Genomic DNA, 24,952 nt, shown 5'->3' with positions numbered 1-24,952 from the left:
GACACCATCCGCTATGTTGCACCGCGGCATCGAGAGATCAGAGTCGCGCGTCGCCTAGGGCGGCGGCGGGAACATGAAGGGGACCTGTATGGCCGAGACGACCAAGACCGCAAAGCTGACCATCGACGGCGAAAGCTACGATCTGGCGATGTACGCCCCGACCGGCGGACCCGAGGTGATCGACATCCGCAAGCTCTATGCGCAGGCGGGTGTCTTTACCTATGACCCGGGCTTCACCTCGACCGCGGCCTGCGACTCCACGATCACGTATATCGACGGCGAAGCCGGCGTGCTGCTGCATCGCGGCTACCCGATCGACCAGCTCGCCAAGGATTCGCATTACCTCGAGGTCTGCTACCTGCTGCTCTACGGCGAGCTGCCCTCGGCCGCGCAGCTCGAGGAGTTCGAGACGCTGGTGACGCGTCACACCATGATCCACGAGCAGATGCACAACTTCTTCCGCGGCTTCCGCCGCGACGCGCATCCGATGGCCACCATGGTCGGCGTGGTCGGCGCGATGTCGGCCTTCTACCACGACAGCACCGACATCAATGACGAGCACCAGCGCGAGGTCGCCTCGATCCGCCTGATCGCCAAGATGCCGACGATCGCGGCGATGGCCTACAAGTACTCGATCGGCCAGCCCTTCGTGTATCCGCGCAACGATCTCGACTACGCGTCGAACTTCCTGCGCATGTGCTTCTCGGTCCCGGCCGAGGAATACGAGGTGAACCCGATCCTCGCCCGCGCGATGGACCGGATCTTCACCCTGCACGCCGATCACGAGCAGAACGCCTCGACCTCGACCGTGCGTCTCGCCTCGTCGTCGGGCGCCAACCCCTTTGCCTGCATCGCCGCCGGCATCGCCTGCCTCTGGGGCCCCGCCCATGGCGGCGCCAACCAGGCCTGCCTCGAGATGCTGCGCGAGATCGGCACCCCGGACCGGATCCCCGAGTTCATCGCCCGCGCGAAGGACAAGAACGACCCGTTCCGCCTGATGGGCTTCGGCCACCGGGTCTACAAGAACTTCGACCCGCGCGCGAAGGTGATGAAGGAGAGCGCCGACGAGGTGCTCGAACTGTTGGGCATCGAGAACAACCCGACGCTGCAGGTCGCCAAGGAGCTCGAGCGCGTGGCGCTGGAGGATCCCTACTTCGCCGAGAAGAAGCTCTACCCGAACGTCGATTTCTATTCGGGCATCATCCTCGACGCGATGGGCTTCCCGACCTCGATGTTCACGCCGATCTTCGCGCTCGCGCGCACCGTCGGCTGGGTGTCGCAGTGGAAGGAGCAGCTCGCCGATCCGCAGCTCAAGATCGGCCGTCCGCGCCAGCTCTATCTGGGCGCCACACAGCGCGATTATGTCGATATCGAGAACCGCTGATCTCAGCGCGTCTCGGCCCCCTCAGGGGCGCGAAGGGCCCGGCAGCGATGCCGGGCCCTTTTTTCGTGGGCGAGGACCGCGAGTCGGCGTCATTTGACCGCGCCGACCGCCCAGATTTCGCCGCATTCGACGCGCAATCGTGCCGCGCCTCGGCCCGAGGAACCAATCCCCTCAAGAGCCGCGCATTGTCCAAAGGCGCGCCTAACCGATCGGATAGGTAAGGGAAAATTCCTGTCTCAAAAGAGAGCGGCATTTATTCAGTAAATCTAATGCTTCAATTCTTTCGTATAGGTCACCTCAACCAAAGAGACCTATCCGTTAGGCTAAGTCATTGAAGAAATAGGCTATTTCACCGGAAGTCGGACCGCCTGCCACCCCGGCGCCCCAATCTGCTGCAATACAGGATGCAGTCAGATCGACGAGTGCGGTTCTCAGGTTCGAGCGAAAGGATGTCTGTCATGTCGGCTCATATCGAAGTGCGGTTCACCCCCAGCCCCGAAAGCGCCGAAGCAAGCTTCGGTCGGGATGTCCCGGTGCGTCTGGCGCTGCACGAGACCGCGGATGGCGCCATCACCATCGATATCCGGATCGACGACGAGGCGGGCCACGGCCTCGGCCTCGGGGCGCTGGTCTTCGATTTCGCCGATCACGAGATCCTGGGCGGCCTGCACATGGACGGCCCCCGGCTGCGCGGTCGCAACGTCTCCTCCGGCCGGGTGCGGGCGGCAGGCGACGATGCGCGCGGCTATGATTGCGGCGTGCGCTTCGAGCGTGACACGCGGCACGGCATGCCCGCGCCCCGCGCCACGGCGCTGCAGCTGGCGCATGACAGCCTGTGCCTGACGATCGACGATCTCGCCGGCCGCGATTTCGCGCTGCATCTGGTGCCGACGGCGGCGAACCGGGCCTCCGGCCACGGCCTCGTCATCGAGGGTCGCCTGCCCGGCCGCCCGGCCCGCCAGACGCGCGATGCCGGCGCCACGGATGGCTCGGTCTTCGGTGGGGTGTTCGAGCAGATCCTGCCGCTGATGGGCCGGCGCGCCGCCCAGATGGGCGACGCGGCCTGAAGGCCTAGCGCCCCTCGAAACGCGGGGCGCGTTTTTCCACGAAGGCCACGACCCCTTCCTTGAAGTCGCGGCTGCGGCCGCAGATGCCTTGCAGCTGCGCTTCGCGCGCGAGCTGCGCTTCGAAACCGCTCTCGGCGCTGTCGCGCATCGCTGCGCGTAGCTGCCGGTAGGCCAGCGTCGGCCCCTGCGCCAGCTGCGCCGCGCGGGCGCGCCAGCGCTCCTCGAAATCGGCCTCCGGCGCGGCTTCGTAGATCATTCCCCAATCGGCCGCCTGACGGGCCGGGATGCGATCGGCGAAGAGCATCGCCCCCATCGCCCGCGCGTTGCCGATCTGGCGCGGCAGGGTCCAGGTACCGCCGGCATCGGGGATCAGGCCGATCCGGGTGAAGGCCTGGGTGAAATGTGCCTCTTCCGAGGCGATCACCACGTCGCAGGCCAGCGCCAGGTTGGCGCCCGCGCCCGCCGCCGCGCCACCCACGGCGGCGATGCTGGGCACTTCGAGGTCGCGCAGGGCCAGCAGCATCGGCACGTATTCGTCGCGCAGCACCCGCTCGAGATCGGTGGCGTTGGCGCTGCCCGCATCGCCGAGATCCTGGCCCGAGCAGAAAGCCCGTCCGGCCCCGGTGATCACCAACACCCGCGCGGCGGCGTCGAGATTGCGCAGCGCGTGGGTGATTTCGGCCCGCATCTGGGTGTTGAGCGCGTTCATCACCGATGGCCGGTCGAGCGTCAGCACCGCCACGCCCTCCTCCACCGTCAAGCTGATCGTCTGGTAGTCCATGCAAGCTCTCCCCCCAAGGTTGCGGCCGAGCCTACAGCGCGCGGCGCATCGCGAAAGGGGGAACCAAGCGTCAGCGGTCGAGCAGGTCCCGCAGCCGCGCCTCTTCCTCCTCCGACAGCCGGTCCTCGGGTCCGGAGGCCCGGCGCCGGATCGAGATGAAGGCGACGCCACCAGCGAGCACCAGCAGCGCGGGCGCGGCCAGCCACAGGATCAGGTTGGCGCCCGAGGTGTCGGGCTTGAGCAGCACGTATTCGCCGTAGCGGTCGACCACGGCGCGCACCACTTCCGTGTCGCTGTCGCCCGCCAGCAGCCGCTCGCGGACATAGAGCCGCAGGTCGCGGCTGACGCCCGCATTGCTCTCGTCGATGCTCTCGTTGCGGCAGACCGGGCAGCGCAGCCCGGCGCTGATATCGCGCGCCCGGGCCTCGAGCGCCGGATCGTCGAGCACCTCGTCCGGCTCGACCGCGAAGGCAGGCGCCGCGATCAGCGCGAGGATGAGCGCCAGCCGCTTCATTCCGCCGCCACAGGCGCCGGGGCGCGGCGCGCGCCGGCCGCCACCCGCATCCTGCGATCGGTGAGCGAGACCACCCCGCCCAGCGCCATCAGGATGCCGCCGAGCCAGATCCAGGCCGCCATCGGCTTGAGATGGCTGCGCACGGCCCAGCCGCCGCCGTCCTGCGGATCGCCGATCACCAGATAGACGTCGCGCCACAGCCCGCCATCGATTCCCGCCTCGGTGGTCGGCATCCCGGCCACCGGGTAGAACCGCTTCTCGGGGTAGAGCGTGGCGACCTCGCGGCCATTCGCCTGCACACTCATCTCGGCCATGGTGGTGAGGTAGTTCGGCCCCTCGGTCTCGCGCACCGCCTGCAGCGTGATCTCGTAGCGACCGAGCGTCCAGCTGTCGCCGATCTCGGCCACGCGGATGTCCTCGCGCTGCCAGGCCAGCAGGCCACTGATCCCGATGATGGTGACGCCGAGGCCGCCATGCGCCAGGGCCCGGCCCCAATCGGCCCGCGGCAGCCGGCGCATCCGGCCGAGCCGCGCCGCGACGGCGCCGCGCCCCGCGCGGGCCCAGAGATCGACCATAGCCCCGCCCAGCACCCAACCGCCTAGCGCCAGCCCGAGCGGGCCGAAGGCCGAACGACCCGATCCCAGCGCGTAGCCCAGCAGCAGCAACGCCGCCGCCAGCGCCAGCGCCGGCATCAGCTGGCGCATCAGCCGGCCACCCTGGGACCGCTTCCAAGCCATCAGCGTGCCCAGCGGCAGCAGCAGCGCCAGCGCCACGAAGAACGGCGTGAAGGCGGCGTCGAAGAAGGGCGGGCCGACCGAAAGCACGCGGCCGAAGGCCATCTCGGCCACCAGTGGCCAAACGGTGCCGACGAAGACCACCAGCGCCGAGACCGCGAGCAGCACGTTGTTGGCCACCAGCGCGCTCTCGCGGCTGACCAGCCCGAACACGCCCTTGGCCTGCATCGCATGGGCGCGCGCCGCGTAGAGCGTCAACGCGCCGCCGGTGAAGACGGCGAGAATGGCGAGGATGAACACCCCGCGCTCGGGGTCGTTTGCAAAGGCGTGCACGCTGGTCAGCACGCCCGAGCGGACGATGAATGTGCCCAAGAGCGAGAAGCTGAAGGCGAGGATGGCGAGCAGCACGGTCCAGCTCTTCAGCGCCTCGCGCTTCTCGGTGACGATCGCCGAGTGCAGCAGCGCGGCGGCAAAGAGCCACGGCATGAAGCTCGCATTCTCGACCGGGTCCCAGAACCAGAAGCCGCCCCAGCCCAGCTCATAATAGGCCCACCAGGAGCCCAGCGCGATGCCGATGGTCAGGAACAGCCAGGCCGCCAGCGTCCAGGGCCGGACCCAGCGCGCCCAGGCGGCGTCGACGCGCCCCTCGATCAGTGCCGCGACCGCGAAGGAGAAGGACATCGAGAGCCCGACATAGCCGAGGTAGAGAAACGGCGGGTGGAAGGCGAGGCCCGGATCCTGCAACAGCGGGTTCAGATCCTGCCCGTCGAAGGGCGGCACCGCGACCCGCAGGAACGGGTTCGAGGTGAAGAGCAGAAAGGCGTAGAAGGCCACGCCGATCGAGGCCTGCACCGCCAATACGCGGGCGCGCAGCTTCTCGGGCAGGTCGCCGCCGAACCAGGCCGCGCAGGCGCCGAAGCCCGCGAGGATCAGGAGCCACAGGAGCAGCGACCCCTCGTGGTTCCCCCAGACGCCGCTGACCTTGTAGAGCATCGGCTTCAGGGAGTGCGAGTTCGCCACCACCAGCGCCACCGAGAAGTCCGAGGTGACGAAGGCCGCCGTCAGCGCCGCGAAGGCGAAGCCGGTGAGCAGGAACTGTGCGGTGGCGGCGGGCTCGGCCACGGCCATCCAGCCGCGCCAGTTCTTCTGCGCCCCGATCAGCGGCACCACCATCTGCACGATGGCGGTGACGAAGGCCAGAATCAGCGCGAAATGTCCAAGTTCGATCAGCATGGCCCAAGTTCTAACCGATCCGCGCGCACCGGGCCATGGCGCAGCGCGCTGGCAGATCGTCGCGGCCCCTCTCGGGCGATCACCCTCGCGTGCGCTGCCAGTCCTCGAGCGCGGCGTTGGGCCAGACCGGCCCGCCACTGCTCTGACCGCGCGCCGCGCCTTTCGGAACCGCGGGGTCGGGCTCGGGCACGCGCGCCCGCATCCGGGCCAGCGCCACCAGCATCTCGCGCTCGAAGCCCTGCCCATGCGCCTGCATCCGCGCGCCGAAATAGAAGCTGACGATCGCCCCCATCAGCCACCACAGCGGCTCGGGCACCAGCGCCAGCCCCTCCATGCGCGCCGCGAACCATGCCGGGTCGGTCATCGCCGCCACGATCAGGCCGAGCGTGCCGAAGGCCATCAGCGGGCGAGGCAGCCGGTTGAGCCCGTCGATGAAGCGGTCCCAGCCGCCGCGCCGCTCGCGCACCATCTCGGCGGCGAATTGCGACAGCACGTCGGCCCGGTGATCGGCATCGCGCGCCGCGCGTCCCTCGACATTCTCGCGGAAAGCCTCGACCGTTTCGACCACCATGTTGCGCCACGCGCCGAACAGGGTCGAGGCGCCCCCCCCGATCAGTCCGGTGTTCATCCCCATGCCGAGACCCTCGCCCGATGCTGTGCCGCGCTCAGATGGTGGCGCGGCGATATGAATTCCTCGGCCCGCCTGATCCAGCCGCCCTTGCCGCCGTCACGCCGCCGCGCGAACTTGCGGCTCGCCGGGCGGCGGTCGGCCAGGGCGTAGTAGTAGTTGCGCCGGGCGATGCCGTAGGCGTCTGCCAGATGTTCGGGCGCGGCGGCATGGGCCTGCCGCGCGGCGGCGATGGTCTGGGGGCCGATGATGCCGTCGATCGCTACCGGGATGCGCATCGCCACCAGCAGGCGCTGCAGGATCTTCACCGCGTTGGCGCCGGAATTGACATACATGTCGAAGACCGATGGCTGCAGGCTCGCGGGCAGCGCGTCGATGCGCGGGCGGCGATAGTAATGCTCCACGAAGATCCCGGCGGCCTGACCGGGCGAGAGGAGTTTCAGATCGGCCTTGGTGACGACGCCGTCGCCGTCGAGATCCATGCCGAGACGCCGCAGCGTGCCGATGGTCACGCCATGTTTCGTGGCGCCGCCCGGATCATCCGGATCGTCGATATAGCCGCCTTCGCGCGCGACGATCTCCGCCGCGATCTCTTCCACGCTTTTCATTCCGCCCCCTTCCGTGACCCCGGACGGGAGAATGCCGCGGCAAGGTTAATTCGACGGTGCGGCTGCGTCCGGTGCCTTGTAGACGCCCTGCTCCTCCAGCGCGTCGATCACTTCCTTGGGCATGTAGCTCTCGTCATGCTTGGCGAGGATCTCGATTGCCTCGAAGCGCTCGCCGGTCCAGCGGCCCTGGCCGACCATGCCCTGCCCCTCCTCGAAGAGGTCGGGCAGGATGCCGGTATAGGCGACCGGCACCGAGGCCGCGCCATCGGTGACCGAGAAGGTCACCGTCTCGCCCTGCCCGCGCTTGAGCGTGCCCTCCTCGACCAGCCCGCCGAGGCGGAACACCTCCTCGGGGCCCGGCGGCTCGGCCAGAAGCTGCGCCGGCGAGCGGAAGAAGTTGATCCCGTCGCGCATCGCGAAGCCGATGATCCCGGTGGCCAGCACCAGCGCCACCGCCGCCAGCGCCAGCACCTGGATGCGGCGGGTCTTCTTGAGGCCGCGCATCAGGGAAAGACCGGGGCGAGCATCAGCCCCTCGGTCTCGGGCAGGCCCAGCATCAGGTTGGCGTTCTGCAACGCCTGGCCCGAGGAGCCCTTGCACAGGTTGTCGAGGGTCGAGACCACCAGCGTGCGGCCCGACACCCGGTCGCCCGCCACGCCCAGATGGCAGAAATTCGAGCCCTGCACGTGGCTCATCCCCGGCAGCTTGCCGAAGGGCAGCACCCGCAGGAAGGGCTCGCTGGCATAGCGCGTCTGCAGCGCCTCGTGCACCGCCTGCGGGTCGCCCTTCACGTAGCAGGAGGCAAGGATGCCGCGGTTCACCGGCACGAGATGCGGGGTGAAGAGGATGCGCACGTCGCGCCCGGCGATCTGGCTGAACTCCTGGTCGAACTCGCCCAGATGCCGGTGCGTGCCGCCGGCCGAATAGGCCAGCACGTCCTCGGAGCGTTCCGCGAAGAGCATGTTCTCCTTGAGCGAGCGACCCGCCCCCGAGACGCCGTTCTTGAGGTCGCAGACGATGTCGTCGAGGTCGATCAGGCTCTTCTCGATGAGCGGCCGCAGCGCGAACTGCACGGTGGCGGCGTTGCAGCCGGTCCCGGCGACGAGGCGGGCATCGCGGATCTCTTCGCGGTAGAACTCGGTCAGGCCGTAGACGGCCTCGGCCTGCAGATCCATCGCGGCGTGCGGCTTGCCGTACCACTTCTCGTATTCGCCGTCGTTCCGCAGCCGGAAATCGGCCGAGAGGTCGACGATCTTCAGATCCTTGGGCAGCTCCGCGATCACCGCCTGGCTCATCGCGTGCGGCAGCGCGCAGAAGGCGATGTCGATGGCGGAGAAGTCGATCTCGTCGATGGTGCAGAGCTTCGGCAGATCCAGATGGCCGAGATGCGGAAAGACCTCGCCCATCGCCATGCCGGCCTTGCGATCGCCAGACAGCGCGGCGATCTCCAGCCCCGGATGGGTGGCGATCAGGCGGACCAGCTCGGCCCCGGTATATCCGGAAGCCCCGAGGATGGCGGCGGAATGGGTCATGTCTGGCTCCTCGTCGGAAAGGCGGCGGTCACGGCGTCCGGTTCAGGCCGGGGTGAACTCGATCTTGCGGCGCAGGAACTGCGTGGCGCGGTTCGAGACGGCCTTGGGGTTGCCGGTGGTCAGGAACAGGCTCTCGGTGCCCGAACCGATCATCTCGGGGCGGCGCTGCAGGTAGTCCGCGAGGCTCTCGGCGACCAGGCTGGCCTGGCTGAACACCTTGACCTGCGGGCCCAGCGCGTCCTGGAAGATCTCTTCCATCAGCGGGTAATGGGTGCAGCCCAGCACCGCGGCGTCGGGCTCGGGCATCTTGCGCTTGAGCGCGTCGACATGGCTGCGCACCAGCGCCTCGGCGAGGATCATGTCGCCCTCCTCGATCGCGTCGACCACGCCGCCGCAGGCCTGCGCCTCGACATCGACGCCGATGGCGCGGAAGGCCAGCTCGCGCTGGAAGGCGCGCGAGCGTACAGTGGCCGGGGTGGCGAACAGCGCGACATGCTTCACGCCGACCTCGCGCGGCGGCGAGTTGTCGCCCCACTGCCGCTCGGTCAGCGCCTCGATCAGCGGCACGAACACGCCCAGCACCCGCTTGCCCTTGGGCACCCAGCCCTCCTGCATGCGCCGCAGCGCGGCCGCCGAGGCGGTGTTGCAGGCGAGGATGACGAGATCGCAGCCGGCGTCGAACAGGCGCTCGGTGGCGGCGGTGGTAAGGTCGAAGATGTCGTCGGCGGTCCGCACGCCATAGGGCGCATGGGCGTTGTCGCCGAAATAGACCAGCGGCAGGTCCGGCAGCCGCCGCTCGACCGCGCCCAGCACCGTGAGCCCGCCCAAGCCACTATCGAAGATCCCGACCGCCATCGCGCAACCCCGCTTTTCGCCACGTCTTTTGCCCCGGTCGGCGCCGGAGCATCGTTCCTCGGGACATAAGGGGGATCGGGCGGGAAATCCATCTATGGTTTGGCCCGCCGCGGCGCGGCGTGCCGCCGCCGGCCCCTCAGGGCGGGGGAACGGTGCGTAAAACGGCAAAAAAATCGGCAAAAACCGGGATTTGCCGTTATGCTGTGCGAGAGTTCGCGGATGAGGTCGCGGAAATGCAATGCGGGCGCTTTGCAAGCGCCGCGTCGGGTCGTAGATGGCGCGACGCAGGACGAAATGACAGGACGGTGCGATGGATTGGGACAAGCTGCGGATATTCCACGCGGTGGCGGATGCGGGCAGCCTGACCCATGCCGGCGATTCGCTGCATCTGAGCCAGTCGGCGGTGAGCCGGCAGATCCGCGCGCTCGAGGAACAGCTCAACACCACGCTGTTCCACCGCCACGCGCGCGGGCTGATCCTCACCGAGCAGGGCGAGCTTCTGTTCGAGGCGACCCGCTCGATGACCAAGCGGCTCGACGCCGCCGCCGCGCGCATCCGCGACAGCGAGGAGGAGGTGTTCGGCGAGATCAAGATCACCACGCCGATCGGCTTCGGTACGCTGTGGCTCGCGCCGCGCCTGCCCAAGCTCTATGAGCGCTATCCCGATCTGAAGATCGACCTGATCCTCGAGGAGCGGGTGCTCGACCTGCCGATGCGCGAGGCCGACGTGGCGATCCGGATGAAGGAGCCGTCGCAGGCCGACCTGATCCGCAAGCGGCTCATGAACGTGCGCATGCGGCTCTATGCGACGCAGGATTACCTCGACAAGGCCGGGCCGCTCGACCGGGTCGAGGATTTCGAGAACCACCGGCTGATCTGCCAGAACCCGTCCTCGGCGCAGGTCTCGGCCGGCGCGGCGATGGTGCAGGAGTTGCTGACAAACAACATCCCCTCGCTGCTCACCGTGAACAACTATTTCGGGGTGCTGCAGGCGGTGCTGAACGATCTCGGCGTCGGCGTGCTGCCGGACTACCTGCCCGACCACTTCCCCTCGCTCGAACGGGTGCTGCCGGACATCGAATCCGGCGAAGTGCCGGTCTTCCTCGCCTATCCCGAGGAGCTGCGCCAATCGAAGCGCGTCGCCGCCTTCCGCGATTTCGTGCAGGAAGAAGTCCTCGCCCATCGCCGCAAGCTTCGCGAACAGCGCGCGGATTAAGCACGCGACCACCGATCTGCCTCTTTTTCAGCCATGCGCGGGGCGCATGGCGGCCTTGCCGCGCCGGCAGGGGTTTTGAACTTGATCGTTCACATCCCGCTATATATTTCAGCGTTCGAAGCCGATGGCGCCTCACGGTGCGTCGCTTCATACCTCCCTGTTGGACTTGCCGGGCCTGTGTGCCCGGCTTTTTTTTGGCCATGGCCTGGCTGCGGCTCATCGACCGGCCCGGCCGAAACCCGCTTTCCCCTGCGGCGGGCTGATTGTATGACGCGCGCGACCAGCAGGAGAGCGCCCGCATGTCCGACCCCCAGATCACCGACGACCTCATCGCCGCGCACGGGCTCAAGCCCGACGAATACGCGCGCATCCTCGAGATCATCGGCCGCGAGCCGAGCTTCACCGAACTCGGCATCTTCTCGGCGATGTGGAACGAGCACTGCTCCTACAAGTCGTCGAAGAAATGGCTGCGGACGCTGCCGACCTCCGGTCCGCAGGTGATCTGCGGCCCCGGCGAGAACGCCGGCGTGGTCGATATCGGCGACGGCCAGGCCGTGGTCTTCAAGATGGAGAGCCACAACCACCCCTCCTATATCGAGCCCTACCAGGGTGCTGCGACCGGCGTCGGCGGCATCCTGCGTGACGTGTTCACCATGGGCGCGCGCCCCATCGCGGCGATGAACGCGCTGAGCTTCGGCAGCCTCGACCACCCCAAGACCCGCAGCCTGGTGTCGGGCGTGGTCTCCGGCGTCGGCGGCTACGGCAACTGCTTCGGCGTGCCCAATGTCGGCGGCGAGGTGCGCTTCCACCCGAGCTATAACGGCAACTGCCTGGTCAACGCCTTTGCCGCCGGCCTCGCCGACGCGGATGCGATCTTCTACTCGGCAGCGAGCGGCGTCGGCATGCCCGTCGTCTATCTCGGCGCGAAAACGGGGCGCGACGGCGTCGGCGGCGCGACCATGGCCTCGGCCGAGTTCGACGACACGATCGAGGAGAAGCGCCCGACCGTTCAGGTCGGCGATCCCTTCACCGAGAAGCGCCTGATGGAGGCCTGCCTCGAGCTGATGGCGTCGGGCGCGGTGATTTCCATTCAGGACATGGGCGCCGCCGGTCTGACCTGCTCGGCCGTCGAGATGGGCGACAAGGGCGATCTCGGCATCCGCCTCGACCTCGACCGCGTGCCCTGCCGCGAGAAGGCGATGACCGCCTACGAGATGATGCTGTCGGAGAGCCAGGAGCGGATGCTCATGGTGCTGCGCCCCGAGAAGGAGACCGTCGCGCGGGCGATCTTCGACAAGTGGGACCTCGACTTCGCCATCGTCGGCGAGACGATCCCAGAGGACCGCTTCCTGATCATCCACGAAGGCGAGACCAAGGCCGACCTGCCGCTCAAGGCGCTGTCGGGCACGGCGCCGGAATACGACCGCCCTTGGGTCGAGACCCCGGCCGCCGCGCCGCTGGGCCCGGTGGAGGAGGTCGACCCGATCGCGGGTCTGCGCGCGCTGATCGGCTCGCCCAACCACGCCCGCAAGTCCTGGGTCTGGGAGCAGTACGACCACATGGTGATGGGCGACACCGCGCGCGCGCCGGGCGCCGGTTCGGGGCTGGTGCGGGTGCACGGCACCGACAAGACCCTCGCCTTCACCAGCGACGTCAACCCGCGCTACGTCAAGGCCAACCCCTATGAGGGCGGCAAGCAGGCGGTGGCCGAGGCCTGGCGCAACCTGGTCGCCACGGGGGCCAAGCCGCTCGCCGCGACCGACAACCTGAACTTCGGCAACCCCGAGAAGCCCGAGATCATGGGCCAGCTGGTCGGCGCGATCAAAGGCATAGGCGAGGCCTGCGCGGCGCTCGACTTCCCGATCGTGTCGGGCAACGTCTCGCTCTACAACGAGACCGACGGCACCGGCATCCTGCCGACGCCCACCATCGGCGGCGTCGGTCTGATCGAGACTTCCGACCGGGCAATCGGCACGCAGCCCGCCGAAGGCGACGTGGCGTTGGTCCTCGGCACGACCGAGGGCCATCTCGGCCGTTCGGCGCTGCTGTGGGAGATGTCGGGCCGCGACGAGGGCGACGCCCCCGCCGTCGATCTCGCCGCCGAGAAGGCGCATGGCCTGTTCGTTCGTGACAACCACGCGCTGATCCGCGCCTGCACCGACCTCTCCGAGGGCGGGCTGGCGCTGGCCGCCTTCGAGATGGCCGAGGGTGCGGGTCTCGGCGTCGAGATCGGCGTCACAGGCACGGCGGCGCTGTTCGGCGAGGATCAGGGCCGCTACCTGATCGCCGCCGACGAGGAGAGCGCCGCGGCGCTCGAGGCGGCGGCGGGCTCCGCCGGCATTCCGCTGGCGCGGGTCGGCCGTTTCGGCGGCGCCACGGTCAGCCTCGGCGGCGCCACCGCGCCGCTGGCGGAGCTGTCGGAGCTCTATCGCACCGCCTTCGAGACCGCGCTGCACATTCCCGACGCCGAGGCCGAGCTCGCGGTCTGACCGCGCGGCCTCCGGCTGCCCCGGCGGCGGGCTTGCGTGCCGCCGGGGCGCTGCCTACATCTGAGACGACACGAAGCAAGCGAGGACGACCCATGGCGATGAGCGCGCAGGAAATCGAGGATCTGCTCCGCGAGACCTTTCCCGAGGCCAAGATCGCCATCACCGACCTTGCCGGCGACGGCAATCACTACGCCGCCGAGATCATCGACGAGAGCTTCCGCGGCAAGAACCGGGTGCAGCAGCAGCGCGCCGTCTACGCCGCTTTGAAGGGCCGGATGGACGGCCCCTCGGGCGATCTGCACGCGCTGGCGCTGACCACCAAGGCGCCCGACTGACCCCCACCTTGTGCCGCGTCGCCGCGGCCGCCCCATTTCGCGCCGCGCCAGCGGTGCCCCCATTCCCAGGAGACGACGATGGCCGAGACCGCCGACGCCCAGACCCAGATCCGCGAGACCGTCACCGCCAATGACGTGGTGCTGTTCATGAAGGGCACCAAGACCATGCCGCAATGCGGCTTTTCCAGCCGCGTCGCGGGCGTGCTGAACTTCATGGGCGTGGAGTACCAGGACGTGAACGTGCTGGCCGACGACGCGATCCGTCAGGGCATCAAGGACTACTCCGACTGGCCGACCATCCCGCAGCTCTACGTGAAGGGCGAATTCGTCGGTGGTTGTGACATCATCACCGAGATGACCCTGTCGGGCGAGCTCGACCAGCTCTTCGCGCAGAACGGCGTGGCTTTCGACAAGGACGCCGCCGAGAAGATCCGCGAAGCCAACAAGGGCTGAGCCGGATACCGACGCGAAAGGGCCGCGCACCCCACCGGGTGCGCGGCCTTTTTCATGCCCCGTCGGGAGTGGTTGTCAGACGCCAGCTCGATGGGACCGCATGAATGCGCTTACGGGATTTCTTCGCATGACAGAGGATCGAGGCGCCGCAGTTCGCTTCACGGCGCTGAATATCGCGGAGCACCTGGATCAGGTTGCCGCCTTTTATATGCAGGCGCCTGACTACTGGGTCCTCGCAGAAGGAGGACGTCCGGACGCCCACGAAAAGGCGGAGGAATTCTTCACCGCCGGCGCGCCGGGATGCGACATCGATCGCTCCCGGTTTCTGGGGCTGTTCCTGGGCGGCCGGCTCTCGGGGCTGGCCGAGCTGCATTACGGCTTCCCCACGGACAGCGATGCCTATCTAGGCCTGATGATCATCGGTCCATGGGCCCAAGGGGTCGGGCACGGAACCGCGCTCCTGTCAGAGATCGAACGGCTCGCGCGCTCGGACGGGGCGACCAAGCTGTATGTGGGCGTGCTGGAGGCAAATCCACGGGGGCGCGCGTTTTGGGAGCGTGTGGGGTTTACTGCGACCGGGGTCACCAAGGAGGACAATGCACACGGCCTCGGCCATGTGCTTCATCGCCTCGTGAAGCCTCTCTGAAATCGGGAGCGCGGCCAAAGCCGCCTCGGTCGTAACGCAGCCGCCGAAGTTTCGACGGCCGCGCTGCAAATGGCTGAGGTCAGACCCCGGCCTTCTCCACCCGCTCGGCCAGAGCCTCGGCGCGTGCGGTCATCTCGGCCAGCATCTCGACGAGACCGTGCGGGATCACCGGCACCTCGACCCTGACCTTTTCGGGCTCGGCCCGGGCCTTGGCCAGCGCCGCCTCGGTCTGGCTCAGCCGCCGCTCGACCTGGCGCACATAGGTCTCCGCCTGGCTCAGCTTGTCCTCGAGCCCGGCGGTGCGGTCGGCCAGCATCAGCCCTGCCATCAGCAGCATCTTGGACTCGGGCATCCGGCCCGCCTGGTTCGCGAGGCCGGTCGCTTCCTCGTCGAGCAGCTTGGCCGCGGATTCCAGATAGGGCTCCTCGCCCGGCTGGCAGGCGACGGTGAAACCCCGCCCGCCGATGGTGATCTCGACCTGCGGCATCACTCGCGCTCCTCGACCAGGGGTTTCAATTCGGCGATCACCGCGTCCAGCTCGGCCAGTTCGGCGTCGCGCTCGGCCCGGAGCGCGCCCAGCTCCGCAGCCATGGCGCGGTCGATCAGATCGGGGTCGGCCAGCTCGGCCTCCATCGCCTCGCGCAGCTCGCTCGCGACCTCGCGCAGCTCGGCATTGGAGCGGCGCAGCGCCTGCAGCTGGCCGTCGAGATCGGCCATTTGGGCGTTCTGCGCCTCGATCCGCGCTTCGAAGGCGGCCAGGCGGCTGTCCTGCTCCTCGCGCAGCGCCTTGAGGCGGCCCTCGAGCTCGGCATTGGCCTGCTGCTGCGCGTCGAGCGCGGCCCCGAGCTCCCCGTCATCGGCGCGCGGCGCGCTCTCGATGCGGTCGAGCCCTTGGGCGATCCGGTCCAGCGCCGCCGAAAGGCGGCTCTCCAAGTCGGTAATGTCGGTCATGCTGCCCCTGCCTGCCCCTGCCCCGCCGCCGAGACGACCGGCTCCGGCCGCCCGAATCGCGCAAGGCGTCGCAAAAACCTAGACCACGCCTGCGCGCCCCGCAAACCGCCCAGATCGACGGCCAAGCCCCCGTTCGCCCGCTTGAACTCGCCTCCGGCCCCTGTCAATACCGTCCGCGACAAGGGGGGCCGCGCCCGCGGCTTCGAGGCCAAACCGGAGGACACCCATGGACATCGCCGCCCTGCGCGACAAGCATCCCGAGCATTGGAGGAAGGCCGCGGCGATCCGCACCCTGACCCTCGACGCCGTTGCCGCCGCCAATTCCGGCCACTCGGGAATGCCGATGGGCATGGCCGACGTCGCCACCGTGCTGTTCGAAAAGCACCTGAAGTTCGACCCCAAGGCGCCGAAATGGGCGGATCGCGACCGCTTCATCCTTTCCGTCGGCCACGGCTCGATGCTGCTCTACTCGGTGCTGCACCTGACCGGCTACGAGGAAGTCCCGCTCGAGGAGATCAAGAACTTCCGCCAGTGGGGCTCGAAGACCGCCGGTCACCCCGAGAGCGAGTATCTCGACGCGGTCGAGACCACCACCGGCCCGCTCGGCCAAGGCATCGCCAACTCGGTCGGCTTCGCCATCGCCGAGGAGATGCTGCGCGCCAAATACGGCTCGAAGATCGTCGATCACTACACCTGGGTCATGGCCGGTGACGGCTGCCTGATGGAGGGCGTGAGCCAGGAGGCGATCGCGCTCGCGGGCATGCAGAAGCTGTCGAAGCTCGTCGTGTTCTTCGACGACAACGGCATCACCATCGACGGCAAGGTGTCGATCGCCGACATCACCGATCAGGTGAAGCGCTTCGAGGCCTCTGGCTGGCACGTCCAGTCGATCGACGGCCACGACCCGGAGGCGATCGATGCCGCGATCGAGGCCGCCAAGGCCGATCCGCGCCCCTCGATGATCGCCTGCAAGACGCATATCGCGCTGGGCTCCTCGGCGCAGGACACCGCCAAGGGCCACGGCGCGCTGACCGATGCGAAGCTGATCGCCGATACCAAGGCCGCCTATGGTTGGAAGCACGGTCCGTTCGAGATCCCGGCTGACGTCAAGGCGCAGTGGGAGGCGATGGGCGCGCGCGGTGCAAAGGCCCACGCCGAATGGCGCGAGCGCTTCGACGCGCTGTCCGAGCGCAAGCGGATGGAATTCGAGCGTGCCTTCGCCGCCGAGGCGCCCAAGGCGCTCTCCGCCAAGATCCGCGCCTTCAAGAAGGAGGCCGTGGAGAACGCCAAGGCCGTCGCGTCGCGCAAGTCCTCTGAGATGGTGCTCAACGTCGTCAACGGCGTGATGACCGAGACCGTCGGCGGCTCGGCCGACCTGACCGGCTCGAACAACACCCGTTCGGGCGACATGGAAGTGTTTTCGCCGGAGAACCGCTCGGGCCGCTACATCCATTACGGCATCCGCGAGCACGGCATGGCGGCGGCGATGAACGGCATCGCGCTGCATGGCGGCCTGCGCCCCTATGGCGGCACCTTCATGGCCTTCACCGACTACGCGCGTGGCGCGATGCGCCTCTCGGCGCTGATGCACCAGCCGGTGGTCTATGTGATGACCCACGACTCGATCGGTCTTGGCGAAGACGGCCCGACCCACCAGCCGGTCGAGCACCTGTCGATGCTGCGTGCGACGCCGAACACCTACGTGTTCCGCCCCGCCGACACGGTCGAGACCGCCGAGGCCTGGGAGATCGCGCTGTCGACCTCCGACCGTCCCTCGGTGCTGGCGCTGAGCCGCCAGAACCTCGCCCCGGTGCGCAACGAGCACAAGACCAAGAACCTGACCGAGCAAGGCGCCTACGTGCTGCGCGAGGCAGGCGAGAAGCGCCGCGCGATCATCATGGCTTCGGGCTCCGAGGTGGAGATCGCGGTCAAGGCGCGCGACATCCTCGAGGCCGAGGGCATCGGCACCCGCGTGGTCTCCGTGCCCTGCATGGAGCTCTTCGCCGCGCAGGACGAGGCCTATCGCAAGCGCGTGCTGCCGGCGGGTCCGGTGCGGGTCGCGGTCGAGGCCGGCGTGCGCCAGAGCTGGGATCGCCTGCTTCTGGGCGAGCGCGGCCGCGAGCCCAAGGCGGGCTTCGTCGGCATGGAGGGCTTCGGCGCCTCCGCCCCGGCCGAGACGCTCTACGAGAAGTTCGGCATCACCGCCGAGGCGGTGGCCGAGAAGGTGAAGTCGCTGCTCTGAACCCTCGCCGGGGGACGACAGCGCGAGGGGCGGCCCATATGGGCCGCCCCTTTTCGCATCGGCAATGAAGCATTTAAGCGGCTTGGGCCGCTCGGCCCGGTCGCTCGGTGAGGTGGGCTTGGCTCATGCCGGGCTTCGGTGACCCGTCGAACTCTCGCTCCGCTGATCCTTCGGACCGCAGGCGATGCACCTGCCCCGTCAGTCCTGCTCCGTTGCCAGCAGATTTCCGCCCATTCGCATGGAAATGGCGCGCCGGACAGCCGCTCGAGCGGATTCAGGAGAAGCCCCACCGGGACAACCGGCCCCGAATGGCGGCCGTGCGAGTCGCGTGGCGCGATCCATCAGTCGAGCCGGACAGAGATCCGACCGGCTCCCGCGACGGCCATCGCGAGGCAGCCGCCGGCGATCGCCCAGTTCTTGACGAAGATCGTCATCTGCCAGGGCTCGTCGGGGAGAAAGTGGAAGATCGAGGTCACCGCGCTGTAGAGCGCGAGGGACAGCGCGACCGGGCGCACGCCCACGCCGAAGGCCAGCGCCGCACCGGCGGCGGCGTTGTAGGCAAGGGCCGGCCAGACCAGCAGGCCCGGCAGGTGCCAGCCCATCAGCAGCCCGGCGACCGCGTCCGGGTCGAAGGCCTTTTGTGCGGCGCCACCAAGGAACAGCGCCGCCATAAGCAAGCGGCCGATCAGCAACAGCCAGTCGTCGAGGCGCAGTCGGGCTTCGGAGCGACGCTGCGCGCGGTGCATCTCGCGGTCTAGGCTCGCCAGCATGAGCACCCCCCTCGCGGTCATTCTGTTCGCCTCCATCCTAGCCGCCTTCGCCGCGGACCACTACTGGTTCGAAGGCCATGGCGCTCTGGCGGCGGGGCGGGCCGGCCTCGAGGCGATCCGCTGGCTGGCCTTCTGGCGCTGAGCGACCGTGAGCGCCACCGGTGGCGCCAACGGCCCCCGAAGCCGGCGATCTCCGGTTGACGCGGGCGCACAAATGCCGATCTTGGCGCCGAACCCAAGCCCGGCAATTCCCGAGGAGACCCCCATGGCTGTCAAGGTAGCAATCAACGGCTTCGGCCGCATCGGGCGCAACGTCCTGCGCGGCATCATCGAATCCGGCCGCACCGACATCGAGGTCGTCGCGATCAACGATCTCGGCCCGGTCGAGACCAATGCCCACCTGCTGCGCTACGACAGCGTGCATGGCCGTTTCCCGCACGAGGTGAAGACCACCGAGGACACGATCGATGTCGGCCGCGGCCCGATCCGCGTCACCGCGATCCGCGATCCCAAGGAACTGCCCTGGTCCGACGTCGACGTCGCGCTCGAGTGCACCGGCATCTTCGTGAGCCACGAGAAGGCCGCGATGCATCTCGAGAACGGCTCCAAGCGCGTGCTCGTCTCCGCCCCCTGCTCGGGCGCCGAGAAGACCATCGTCTACGGCGTCAACCACGAGACGCTGACTGCCGAAGACAAGGTCGTGTCGAACGCCTCCTGCACCACCAACTGCCTGTCGCCCGTCGCCAAGGTGCTCAACGATGCCATCGGCATCGAAAAGGGCTTCATGACGACGATCCACAGCTACACCGGCGACCAGCCGACGCTGGACACGATGCACAAGGATCTCTACCGCGCCCGCGCCGCGGCGCTGTCGATGATCCCGACCTCGACCGGTGCCGCGAAGGCCGTGGGCCTGGTGCTGCCCGAGCTCAACGGCAAGCTCGACGGCGTCGCGATCCGCGTGCCGACGCCGAACGTCTCGGTCGTCGACCTGACCTTCAACGCCGCGCGCGAGACCAGCGTCGAGGAGATCAACCAGCTGATCCGCGACGCCGCCAACGGCCCGCTCAAGGGCATCCTCGGCTTCACCGACGAGCAGCTGGTCAGCTCGGACTTCAACCACGACCCGCACTCCTCGGTGTTCCATACCGACCAGACCAAGGTCATGGACGGCACCATGTGCCGCATCCTGACCTGGTACGACAACGAGTGGGGCTTCTCCAACCGCATGGCCGACACCGCCGTGGCGATGGGCAAGCTGGGCTGATCGTCTACCTTCTCCGGAACGCGAAAGGCCGCCCCTCGGGGCGGCCTTTTGCACTTCGTGGTGCAGCCTTCGATGAAGCCCCTTGTGAGCTCAAAGGCACGGCGAGCAAAGGCTTCCGAAGAAATCTTCAGGAGTCGTATATGCTTGATGTCCGCTCAGCAGACGAAGCTGCCATTTGAAGATATGTACCGATCAATCAGCAACCCTGCGTGATTGGACAACTACGGGGAAAGAGGGATGATGATTGAGCGACCCTACACGTACAGAGTTTTGACAGCCGAGGATGGCGCGTCATGGGATGCCCTACGCAAGGAGGGGGTACGTGACTTCCCGCTCGGCTTCCTCGTCACCGCCGATGAGGCTGAGACCATGACTGCTGAGAAAGCTCGGTCCATCCTCGAAAACGGTACCACCAGGGGCGTATTCGACGCATCGTCCCTCGTCGGATATTGCGGCCTGCGAAGGGAGACACTTCAGCAGACATGCCACCGCGCTGAAATCGGGCCCTTCTATGTCACTTCGGCCCATCAGGGGTGCGGAGCAGCTCGGGTTTTGATGGATGGAGTGGTGAGCGAGGCGCGTACGCGCGGCATCGAACAACTCGAACTGTTCGTCGACGTCGAGAACACTCGAGCATTGGCGTTCTACAAGCGACATGGCTTCGAACCTATATCGGTCCATCCGGACGGAGTTCGGATCGGCGGCAAGTCTCGGGACGCACACTTTTGTATCCTGCGTATAGGACGCGTGATGAGCGCTGTCTCTTGAACCGACGTCGTTACTGAGCTGAAAAGCAGCAGCGGCTGCGATGGGTTCGGAGCAGACACTGCGCTCCGAACCTTGGTATGGTTCACCTGCACCACGAAATGCAAAGGGCTGGCCCTCGGGGCGGCCTTTTTCATTCAGAGGCATCGGGTTACTGGCAGAGCCGAAAATCGCCGCGCCGTTCCTTGACGTCGAGATGCAGGTGATCGGCATGGGCCGCGTCGCTGCCCGGCCCCAGCACGGTGGTGAAGTCGAGGCAAGCCGTGGCGCGCACCGTGTCTTGGAACGCCTCGGCCATGGTGCCGTCACGCTCGCGCGGCTGAACCCGCACCTCCGATCCATCGGCGAAGCCGAAGGACATCACGTCGACGGCGTTGCCGAAGGCATGCTCGGACAGCGTCTCCGGGTCGGAGGAGCGGCTGCGGCAGTTGTAGACAGTGCCCTGCCGGATCGCGCTCAGCCCGCCGCGCCCGAGCCGTTCGGCGGCGGGAATGGCAAAGCCCTCGACCCAGCGCGCCAGCGCCAGCGCGGTCTCGCAGCGCATCGGTGCGGGCGGCTCCAGAGCCACGTCGGGCAGTATCCGGGAGAGCGTCAGCGGATGCGCGATCCCGCAATCGGCGACCTCGGGATCCTCGACCGGCAGCCCCTCCTCGAAGCGCGCGCCCAGCGCCACAAGCTCGGCCCGGCAGGCGTCGCGCGCTGATTGCGGGGCAGCGAGCCGCTCGGGCATGGCCGGCACGCTGTCGCGCGCCCCGGCATTGGTGTCCGGCAGCTCGTCCTGCTCGTCGGTATCTGCGCCTTCTGCTTCGGCATCAGCAGCAGCTTCAGCGCCGCCTTCAGCTTCAGTTTCTGTTGCAGACTCAACCTCGGCTTCGGCTTCGGCTTCGGCTTCGGCTTCGGCTTCGGCTTCGGCCGGATCGCCGGTCGGCTCCGGCGTGTCGAGCCCCTCTTCCCCCTCGGGCCGGGCTTCCGGCGAGGGGACGCTGGTCGGCGCCTTTTCACCCTCGGTCGTCGCCAGCCCCTCGGGCCGGGCCTCCGGCGAGGGCGCCGTCTCGGGCGCCTGTTGGGCCGTGAGCGGCCCGGCGGTCAGCATCAGGGCCAGCGCCAGCCGTTTCATTCGACGAACTCGACCGTGACGCCGTCGGAAACCAGATGCGCCAGCTCCTCGGCATCCCAGTTGGTCATGCGCACGCAGCCATGGCTTGCCGCATTGAACAGCGAATCCGGGTCGGACGTGCCGTGCAGCCCGTAGGTCGGCTTGCTGAGATCGATCCAGACAGAACCGACCGGGCCGTTGGGACCGGGCGGCAGCGTCAGCACCTCGTCATTGTCGCCTTGCTGGAAGTTGAGGTCCGGATTGTAGGTGTAGGTCGGGTCCATCGCCACCGCGACCACTTCGACGGTCCCCGAGGGCGACGGTGTCTGGGCCGAGCCGATGGTGACCGGATAGTTGAGGATCATCTTCCCGTTCTCGTCGAAACCGGCGAGCCGGCTGGTCTGCTTGCGGACCTCGATCCGGGCCACCTTGGTCTCGAGCCTCGGACCGGGATCGACGACGGTGATCGTCTCGCCTGGCTGCAACGATGCGTTCGCGTTGAGGCTCTCGAGGAAGCCCTGATCCATGTGAAACCGCTCGGCCAGCTTCTCGGCGACGCTGGTGTAGCCCAGCCGGTCGAGCTCGGCGAGCTTGGCATAGTCGTCCGGCAGTGGCTCGCTGAGCCCCGAGGCGTCCTCCTCGGTGATGGTGTAGCTCTGCATCATCGGCGCCTGTTCCTGCGCGTTCAGCGCCTCCCAGACCTGGCTGTCGAGCTGCCCGTCCACCTCGAAGCCCTCGCGGGTTTCGAAGGCGGCGATGGCGCTCTCGCTCATGCCGCCCTTCCAGCCGTCGATGATGCCCGGCGAGATCGCCGCGCGGTCGAGCAGGATCTGAGTCTTCACGGTGAGCGCGGACTGCCCGTCGGGCAGCGGTCCGCCCTCATAGGTGACGGCCTCGATCGCCTCGGGCGTGGGCGGCGCGTCGCGCGGCGGGCCGGCATCGGCCGCGCTCTGGCCCGAACTGTCGGTGGTGTCCTCGGATGTCGAGGTGGGCGTGGAAGAGGCACCCTGCTGGGCCTCGACGGGCTGCGCGCCGCTCTGCTCCAGCATGCGCAGCGTCTCGGGCTGGGCGGCGGAGCCGGCGGGCGTGCCTGTCGTGCCTGCCTGCGCGCCCTGCCCCGCAGCGCCGTCCGGCGTGCTCGCCTGCCCATCCTGCGGGGCAGCGGCCTCCTGTTGCTGCGGCGCGTCTCCGCCTCGGGTCTCCTCGAGCGCCTCGCGGGTTTCGGCGGCAATATCGGCGCCGCTCTCCTGGCTGTCCTGCGCCAAGGCGCCGCTCGCGGCGAAGGCCAGGACGGAGAGGGAGATTGAAAGGGTCTGGCGGGTCATCGGGCGCTCCTCGGTCGTGTGCGCCCCAACGCCCGAAACCCCCGACGGGTCCCGCCTGTGCTAGAGACCGAGCCGCAGCTTCAGCGCCTCCTCGACGCCCGAAGGCACGAAGGAGGAGACGTCACCGCCGAGGCGGGCGATCTCCTTGACCAGCTTCGACGCGATCGCCTGGTGCCGCGCTTCAGCCATCAGGAATACCGTCTCCACCGACTTGTCGAGCATGCGGTTCATGCCGACCATCTGGTACTCATACTCGAAATCGGCGACCGCCCGCAGGCCGCGGATGATCATCTGCGCGCCGACATCGTTGGCCGCGTCGATCAGCAGGTTCTCGAACGGGTGCACCACGATTTCCGAGCCGCAGGCCGCGGCGATCGGCGCGGTTTCAGCCTCGATCATCGCCACCCGCTCGTCGAGCGAGAACAAGGGCCCCTTGTCGCGGTTGATCGCCACCCCGATCACCAGCCGGTCGACCAGCGTGCAGGCCCGGCGGATGATGTCGGTATGGCCCAGCGTGACCGGGTCGAATGTCCCGGGATAAAGTCCGATGCGCATGGCGCCTCCCCGCCGCAGTTGCGCGCGCAGACGACATCACGACGGCGCGAGATGCAAGCCCCCGCGCCGCATCGGGCTCAATGCCCCATGATCATCCCCTCGAGTGCATCTTTTTCCATCGACAGCTCGGAGAGACGGGCCTTGACCACGTCGCCGATCGAGATCAGCCCGATCATCTCGTCGCCCTCGACCACGGGGATGTGCCGGAACCGGCCCTCGGTCATGCGCTGCAGCACGAGGTCGGCCACCTCGTCGCGGTGGCAGGTCACCGGGTTGGCGGTCATCAACGCCTCGACCTTCTCGTCGAGACAATCCGGACCGCGCCGGCCGATTTCGCGGACGATGTCGCGCTCGGAGATGATGCCTTGCGCGCGCTTGCCGTCCTGCGACACCACCAGCGCACCGATCCGCTTGTCCGACAATTGCCGCGCAGCCTCGGCCACGGTGATGTCGGGCGTCACGGTGGCGACCTCGTCGCTGGCCTTGGATTTCAGGATCTGTTGCACGAGCATGGCGCACTCCCTTTATCGCGCCCCCGATGGCCGGGGGCCATGTATCAACCGTCGCGCCCGCCGCGCGTTCCTGTCAAGCATTCCGCCTCCAGCCGGGCCACCTCGGCGCGAACCCCCGCGCTCAGCGCCTGCGCAAAGCGCGACAGCCGCGCGGAGCGGCGATCCACGGCATGGCGCACCAGCCAGAACGCGCGTGTCAGCGACAGCTCGTCGGTCAGGACCCGGCGCAGCTCGGGCGCGAAGGGCAGCGCGAAGTCGTGCACGATGCCGATGCCGGCATGGCGCAGCATCTGCAGCTGCACCGAGACCGAATTCGAGGCGAGCGACACGCCCTGCGCCCCGAGATCGCCCAGATAATCCAGCTCGCGGTCGAAGATCATGTCGGGGATGTAGCCGACCAGCGGCCGCTTCCCGAGCGCGGCGAGGCTCTCGGGTGGCGGAGCGTCGGCGCGCTGGGCGAGGCTGAGACGGTAGTCGGTGATCTTCTGCACCGTCAGCCGTCCGGCCTCCGGAGGGCTCACCGTGACCGCCATGTCCGCCTCGCGTTTCGACAGGTTGACCACGCGTGGCAGGGCGAGGATCTGCAGCTCGAGATCCGGGTTCTCGGCCTGGATCGCCGCGCAGACCTGCGGCAGCACGAAATTGGCGCAGCCATCCGGCGCGCCGATGCGGATCTGGCCCGACAGGCCGCGCTCGGGCGCGCCGGCCTCGGCAGCACGGGCCAGCGCCGCCTCGGCCCGCCCCGCATGCTCGGCCAACCGCTCGCCGCGCGTCGTCAGCGCGTAGCCCTGCGGGCTTCGGACGAACAGCGCCGCCCCCAGCCGCTCCTCCAGCCGGGCGATCCGGCGCCCGACCGTCGCCGGGTCCATCCGGAGCTGCGGCGCCGCCCCCGACAGGCTCTCGGCGCGCGCCACCGCCAAGAAGACGCGGATGTCGTCCCAGTTCTCCAAGCAGGCCCCCTTTGCAAAAATGCAAAACCGTTTTGATATCCTGC

27 protein-coding genes are annotated in these 24,952 nt (G+C 68.2%); 11 read left to right on the top strand and 16 right to left on the bottom strand.

Annotated features, from left to right (window positions below):
- Positions 1-88: 88 nt before the first annotated feature.
- Together FHS00_RS10745 and FHS00_RS10740 are read left to right on the top strand one after the other, a co-directional pair.
- Positions 89-1,384 carry a citrate synthase gene (locus FHS00_RS10745; protein WP_183472974.1) on the top strand — a complete coding sequence of 432 codons (1,296 nt, stop codon included), beginning with the start codon at positions 89-91 and terminating at the stop codon, positions 1,382-1,384.
- Positions 1,385-1,842: 458 nt separating this feature from the next.
- Positions 1,843-2,451 (top strand): hypothetical protein, encoded by a 609-nt coding sequence (locus tag FHS00_RS10740; RefSeq protein WP_183472956.1) that lies wholly within the window; start codon positions 1,843-1,845, stop codon positions 2,449-2,451.
- 4 nt (positions 2,452-2,455) lie between these two features.
- Here the strand turns inward: FHS00_RS10740 and FHS00_RS10735 are convergent, their stop codons facing one another.
- The 8 genes from FHS00_RS10735 to FHS00_RS10700 form a co-directional block, all read right to left on the bottom strand.
- Entirely contained in the window at positions 2,456-3,232 is a 777-nt protein-coding gene (locus tag FHS00_RS10735; protein ID WP_183472953.1) for an enoyl-CoA hydratase-related protein, read from the bottom strand.
- 70 nt (positions 3,233-3,302) lie between these two features.
- Positions 3,303-3,746 (bottom strand): cytochrome c-type biogenesis protein, encoded by a 444-nt coding sequence (locus FHS00_RS10730; protein ID WP_183472950.1) that lies wholly within the window; start codon positions 3,744-3,746, stop codon positions 3,303-3,305.
- Positions 3,743-5,713 carry a heme lyase CcmF/NrfE family subunit gene (locus FHS00_RS10725; RefSeq protein WP_183472946.1) on the bottom strand — a complete coding sequence of 657 codons (1,971 nt, stop codon included), beginning with the start codon at positions 5,711-5,713 and terminating at the stop codon, positions 3,743-3,745. Before FHS00_RS10725 ends, FHS00_RS10730 begins: the two co-directional genes overlap by 4 nt.
- 79 nt (positions 5,714-5,792) lie before the next feature.
- Positions 5,793-6,347 (bottom strand): holin family protein, encoded by a 555-nt coding sequence (locus tag FHS00_RS10720; protein ID WP_183472944.1) that lies wholly within the window; start codon positions 6,345-6,347, stop codon positions 5,793-5,795.
- Entirely contained in the window at positions 6,338-6,949 is a 612-nt protein-coding gene (locus FHS00_RS10715; protein WP_183472943.1) for a holin-associated N-acetylmuramidase, read from the bottom strand. The genes FHS00_RS10720 and FHS00_RS10715 overlap by 10 nt, the downstream gene beginning before the upstream one ends.
- A 45-nt stretch (positions 6,950-6,994) precedes the next feature.
- Entirely contained in the window at positions 6,995-7,453 is a 459-nt protein-coding gene (gene ccmE / locus FHS00_RS10710) for a cytochrome c maturation protein CcmE (RefSeq protein WP_183472941.1), read from the bottom strand.
- Positions 7,453-8,481, bottom strand: coding sequence for an N-acetyl-gamma-glutamyl-phosphate reductase (gene argC, locus FHS00_RS10705; protein ID WP_183472939.1), 1,029 nt, complete (start codon positions 8,479-8,481; stop codon positions 7,453-7,455). The genes ccmE and argC overlap by 1 nt, the downstream gene beginning before the upstream one ends.
- A gap of 42 nt (positions 8,482-8,523) precedes the next feature.
- Positions 8,524-9,336, bottom strand: a complete 813-nt coding sequence (locus FHS00_RS10700) for a glutamate racemase (RefSeq protein ID WP_183472937.1) — start codon at positions 9,334-9,336, stop codon at positions 8,524-8,526.
- Between the two features lie 310 nt (positions 9,337-9,646).
- On the opposite strand from FHS00_RS10700, the gene FHS00_RS10695 reads away from it, so the two are divergent.
- The 5 genes from FHS00_RS10695 to FHS00_RS10675 all read left to right on the top strand — a co-directional run bounded on the left by FHS00_RS10695 (position 9,647) and on the right by FHS00_RS10675 (position 14,475).
- A complete protein-coding gene (locus FHS00_RS10695; RefSeq protein ID WP_183472935.1) occupies positions 9,647-10,552 on the top strand; it encodes a LysR family transcriptional regulator in 906 nt (301 codons plus the stop codon).
- A gap of 299 nt (positions 10,553-10,851) precedes the next feature.
- Positions 10,852-13,041 carry a phosphoribosylformylglycinamidine synthase subunit PurL gene (gene purL, locus FHS00_RS10690; RefSeq protein ID WP_183472932.1) on the top strand — a complete coding sequence of 730 codons (2,190 nt, stop codon included), beginning with the start codon at positions 10,852-10,854 and terminating at the stop codon, positions 13,039-13,041.
- Positions 13,042-13,133: 92 nt separating this feature from the next.
- Positions 13,134-13,376, top strand: a complete 243-nt coding sequence (locus tag FHS00_RS10685; RefSeq protein WP_183472930.1) for a BolA/IbaG family iron-sulfur metabolism protein — start codon at positions 13,134-13,136, stop codon at positions 13,374-13,376.
- Between the two features lie 78 nt (positions 13,377-13,454).
- A complete protein-coding gene (gene grxD, locus FHS00_RS10680) occupies positions 13,455-13,829 on the top strand; it encodes a Grx4 family monothiol glutaredoxin (protein ID WP_183472927.1) in 375 nt (124 codons plus the stop codon).
- A gap of 127 nt (positions 13,830-13,956) precedes the next feature.
- The gene (locus tag FHS00_RS10675) at positions 13,957-14,475 is read left to right on the top strand and encodes a GNAT family N-acetyltransferase (RefSeq protein ID WP_183472924.1); all 519 of its coding nucleotides are present in this window, start codon (positions 13,957-13,959) and stop codon (positions 14,473-14,475) included.
- Between the two features lie 79 nt (positions 14,476-14,554).
- Here the strand turns inward: FHS00_RS10675 and FHS00_RS10670 are convergent, their stop codons facing one another.
- Complete coding sequence (locus tag FHS00_RS10670; protein ID WP_183472921.1) at positions 14,555-14,962, bottom strand: cell division protein ZapA; 408 nt, start codon at positions 14,960-14,962, stop codon at positions 14,555-14,557.
- Positions 14,962-15,426, bottom strand: coding sequence for a hypothetical protein (locus FHS00_RS10665; protein WP_183472918.1), 465 nt, complete (start codon positions 15,424-15,426; stop codon positions 14,962-14,964). The genes FHS00_RS10670 and FHS00_RS10665 overlap by 1 nt, the downstream gene beginning before the upstream one ends.
- A gap of 226 nt (positions 15,427-15,652) precedes the next feature.
- Between FHS00_RS10665 and tkt the strand changes: the two genes are divergently transcribed.
- Positions 15,653-17,668, top strand: coding sequence for a transketolase (tkt, locus tag FHS00_RS10660; RefSeq protein WP_183472915.1), 2,016 nt, complete (start codon positions 15,653-15,655; stop codon positions 17,666-17,668).
- Positions 17,669-18,009: 341 nt separating this feature from the next.
- Here the strand turns inward: tkt and FHS00_RS10655 are convergent, their stop codons facing one another.
- On the bottom strand, positions 18,010-18,438 hold the full coding sequence (locus tag FHS00_RS10655) for a DoxX family protein (protein ID WP_183472912.1): 429 nt from the start codon (positions 18,436-18,438) through the stop codon (positions 18,010-18,012).
- Here FHS00_RS10655 and FHS00_RS10650 point away from each other — a divergent pair.
- From FHS00_RS10650 to FHS00_RS10640, 3 genes are all read left to right on the top strand, one after another.
- The gene (locus FHS00_RS10650) at positions 18,437-18,580 is read left to right on the top strand and encodes a hypothetical protein (RefSeq protein ID WP_183472909.1); all 144 of its coding nucleotides are present in this window, start codon (positions 18,437-18,439) and stop codon (positions 18,578-18,580) included. The genes FHS00_RS10655 and FHS00_RS10650 overlap by 2 nt on opposite strands.
- Before the next feature lie 123 nt (positions 18,581-18,703).
- Complete coding sequence (gap, locus tag FHS00_RS10645; RefSeq protein WP_183472906.1) at positions 18,704-19,705, top strand: type I glyceraldehyde-3-phosphate dehydrogenase; 1,002 nt, start codon at positions 18,704-18,706, stop codon at positions 19,703-19,705.
- A 240-nt stretch (positions 19,706-19,945) separates the two neighbouring features.
- Entirely contained in the window at positions 19,946-20,473 is a 528-nt protein-coding gene (locus tag FHS00_RS10640; RefSeq protein WP_183472888.1) for a GNAT family N-acetyltransferase, read from the top strand.
- A 148-nt stretch (positions 20,474-20,621) separates the two neighbouring features.
- On the opposite strand, the gene FHS00_RS10635 is transcribed toward FHS00_RS10640, so the two are convergent.
- From FHS00_RS10635 to FHS00_RS10615, 5 genes are all read right to left on the bottom strand, one after another.
- Positions 20,622-21,587, bottom strand: a complete 966-nt coding sequence (locus tag FHS00_RS10635; protein WP_183472885.1) for an extensin-like domain-containing protein — start codon at positions 21,585-21,587, stop codon at positions 20,622-20,624.
- Positions 21,584-22,891 (bottom strand): L,D-transpeptidase family protein, encoded by a 1,308-nt coding sequence (locus tag FHS00_RS10630; RefSeq protein ID WP_183472882.1) that lies wholly within the window; start codon positions 22,889-22,891, stop codon positions 21,584-21,586. The genes FHS00_RS10635 and FHS00_RS10630 overlap by 4 nt, the downstream gene beginning before the upstream one ends.
- Before the next feature lie 60 nt (positions 22,892-22,951).
- Positions 22,952-23,446, bottom strand: a complete 495-nt coding sequence (gene coaD, locus FHS00_RS10625) for a pantetheine-phosphate adenylyltransferase (RefSeq protein ID WP_183472879.1) — start codon at positions 23,444-23,446, stop codon at positions 22,952-22,954.
- A gap of 77 nt (positions 23,447-23,523) precedes the next feature.
- Positions 23,524-23,958: a CBS domain-containing protein gene (locus FHS00_RS10620; protein WP_183472875.1), complete on the bottom strand. Its 435-nt coding sequence runs from the start codon at positions 23,956-23,958 to the stop codon at positions 23,524-23,526.
- Between the two features lie 44 nt (positions 23,959-24,002).
- The gene (locus FHS00_RS10615) at positions 24,003-24,908 is read right to left on the bottom strand and encodes a LysR family transcriptional regulator (protein ID WP_183472873.1); all 906 of its coding nucleotides are present in this window, start codon (positions 24,906-24,908) and stop codon (positions 24,003-24,005) included.
- Between the last annotated feature and the right edge of the window lie 44 nt (positions 24,909-24,952).

Origin of the sequence: Limimaricola variabilis (genome assembly GCF_014195545.1) — a bacterium.
In the GTDB taxonomy this organism is placed as follows: Bacteria; Pseudomonadota; Alphaproteobacteria; order Rhodobacterales; family Rhodobacteraceae; genus Limimaricola; species Limimaricola variabilis.
The sequence above is the reverse complement of the archived record's forward strand: the minus strand, read 5'-3'. Positions and strand labels throughout refer to the sequence as shown.

Coding starts and splice junctions, on each gene's coding strand:
- FHS00_RS10695 (WP_183472935.1), top strand. CDS start 9,647: ATGGATTGGGACAAGCTGCGGATATTCCACGCGGTGGCGGATGCGGGC.
- FHS00_RS10640 (WP_183472888.1), top strand. CDS start 19,946: ATGATTGAGCGACCCTACACGTACAGAGTTTTGACAGCCGAGGATGGC.
- ccmE (WP_183472941.1), bottom strand. CDS start 7,453: ATGCGCGGCCTCAAGAAGACCCGCCGCATCCAGGTGCTGGCGCTGGCG.
- FHS00_RS10655 (WP_183472912.1), bottom strand. CDS start 18,438: ATGCTGGCGAGCCTAGACCGCGAGATGCACCGCGCGCAGCGTCGCTCC.
- purL (WP_183472932.1), top strand. CDS start 10,852: ATGTCCGACCCCCAGATCACCGACGACCTCATCGCCGCGCACGGGCTC.
- FHS00_RS10685 (WP_183472930.1), top strand. CDS start 13,134: ATGGCGATGAGCGCGCAGGAAATCGAGGATCTGCTCCGCGAGACCTTT.
- FHS00_RS10700 (WP_183472937.1), bottom strand. CDS start 9,336: ATGGCGGTCGGGATCTTCGATAGTGGCTTGGGCGGGCTCACGGTGCTG.
- grxD (WP_183472927.1), top strand. CDS start 13,455: ATGGCCGAGACCGCCGACGCCCAGACCCAGATCCGCGAGACCGTCACC.
- FHS00_RS10730 (WP_183472950.1), bottom strand. CDS start 3,746: ATGAAGCGGCTGGCGCTCATCCTCGCGCTGATCGCGGCGCCTGCCTTC.
- FHS00_RS10715 (WP_183472943.1), bottom strand. CDS start 6,949: ATGAAAAGCGTGGAAGAGATCGCGGCGGAGATCGTCGCGCGCGAAGGC.
- FHS00_RS10620 (WP_183472875.1), bottom strand. CDS start 23,958: ATGCTCGTGCAACAGATCCTGAAATCCAAGGCCAGCGACGAGGTCGCC.
- FHS00_RS10665 (WP_183472918.1), bottom strand. CDS start 15,426: ATGACCGACATTACCGACTTGGAGAGCCGCCTTTCGGCGGCGCTGGAC.
- FHS00_RS10670 (WP_183472921.1), bottom strand. CDS start 14,962: ATGCCGCAGGTCGAGATCACCATCGGCGGGCGGGGTTTCACCGTCGCC.
- gap (WP_183472906.1), top strand. CDS start 18,704: ATGGCTGTCAAGGTAGCAATCAACGGCTTCGGCCGCATCGGGCGCAAC.
- tkt (WP_183472915.1), top strand. CDS start 15,653: ATGGACATCGCCGCCCTGCGCGACAAGCATCCCGAGCATTGGAGGAAG.
- FHS00_RS10725 (WP_183472946.1), bottom strand. CDS start 5,713: ATGCTGATCGAACTTGGACATTTCGCGCTGATTCTGGCCTTCGTCACC.
- FHS00_RS10735 (WP_183472953.1), bottom strand. CDS start 3,232: ATGGACTACCAGACGATCAGCTTGACGGTGGAGGAGGGCGTGGCGGTG.
- FHS00_RS10650 (WP_183472909.1), top strand. CDS start 18,437: ATGAGCACCCCCCTCGCGGTCATTCTGTTCGCCTCCATCCTAGCCGCC.
- FHS00_RS10635 (WP_183472885.1), bottom strand. CDS start 21,587: ATGAAACGGCTGGCGCTGGCCCTGATGCTGACCGCCGGGCCGCTCACG.
- FHS00_RS10720 (WP_183472944.1), bottom strand. CDS start 6,347: ATGGGGATGAACACCGGACTGATCGGGGGGGGCGCCTCGACCCTGTTC.
- FHS00_RS10630 (WP_183472882.1), bottom strand. CDS start 22,891: ATGACCCGCCAGACCCTTTCAATCTCCCTCTCCGTCCTGGCCTTCGCC.
- FHS00_RS10740 (WP_183472956.1), top strand. CDS start 1,843: ATGTCGGCTCATATCGAAGTGCGGTTCACCCCCAGCCCCGAAAGCGCC.
- FHS00_RS10745 (WP_183472974.1), top strand. CDS start 89: ATGGCCGAGACGACCAAGACCGCAAAGCTGACCATCGACGGCGAAAGC.
- coaD (WP_183472879.1), bottom strand. CDS start 23,446: ATGCGCATCGGACTTTATCCCGGGACATTCGACCCGGTCACGCTGGGC.
- argC (WP_183472939.1), bottom strand. CDS start 8,481: ATGACCCATTCCGCCGCCATCCTCGGGGCTTCCGGATATACCGGGGCC.
- FHS00_RS10675 (WP_183472924.1), top strand. CDS start 13,957: ATGACAGAGGATCGAGGCGCCGCAGTTCGCTTCACGGCGCTGAATATC.